Genomic DNA, 501 nt, shown 5'->3' with positions numbered 1-501 from the left:
GCCACCGCCGTGGTAGCCCGGCGGCACCATGTGGGTCTTCCACAGGATGCGGCCGGTCTTCACGTCCAGCGCCACGGCCGCGCCGCGGAAGCGCCACTGCCAGTAGGCCTTGGGCACGAAGGCGGCCACCAGTTCCTCGTTCGAGGCGGTGCCCACGTAGGCCACGCCATCGTGCACCACCGCCGAATTGGTGACCATCGACAACTGGGTGTCGTCGATCTGCGTGTTCCACACCGTCTGGCCGGTGACCTTGTCCACCGCCACCACCCGCGCCGGCGCGGCGGTGGTCGTCAAGGTGCTCAAACCCGGCGTCCGCGAGACCGTGCTAGCCGATCTCACCTTGCTGCGCTGGCTGGGCGCCCTGCTGGATCGGTTGCTGCCCCAATTCCAGCCGGCCGCCATCATCGAGGAATTCCGCGCCTACACCGTCCGCGAGCTGGATTTGACCGCCGAAGCCGACAACGGCGAAACCTTCGCCGCCCACTTCCACGACACTCCGGC

Annotated in this window: 2 protein-coding genes; one reads left to right on the top strand and one right to left on the bottom strand. The window is 68.3% G+C overall.

Annotated elements, in window-relative coordinates:
• A partial coding sequence (locus JNK74_30630) for a PQQ-binding-like beta-propeller repeat protein (GenBank protein ID MBL7650523.1) occupies positions 1-303 on the bottom strand: 303 nt, incomplete at its 3' end.
• On the opposite strand from JNK74_30630, the gene JNK74_30625 reads away from it, so the two are divergent.
• Positions 296-501: AarF/ABC1/UbiB kinase family protein (locus JNK74_30625; GenBank protein MBL7650522.1), on the top strand; the 206-nt coding region annotated here is incomplete at its 3' end. The genes JNK74_30630 and JNK74_30625 overlap by 8 nt on opposite strands.

The organism is Candidatus Hydrogenedentota bacterium (genome assembly GCA_016791475.1).
In the GTDB taxonomy this organism is placed as follows: Bacteria; Hydrogenedentota; Hydrogenedentia; order Hydrogenedentales; family JAEUWI01; genus JAEUWI01.
The sequence above is the reverse complement of the archived record's forward strand: the minus strand, read 5'-3'. Positions and strand labels throughout refer to the sequence as shown.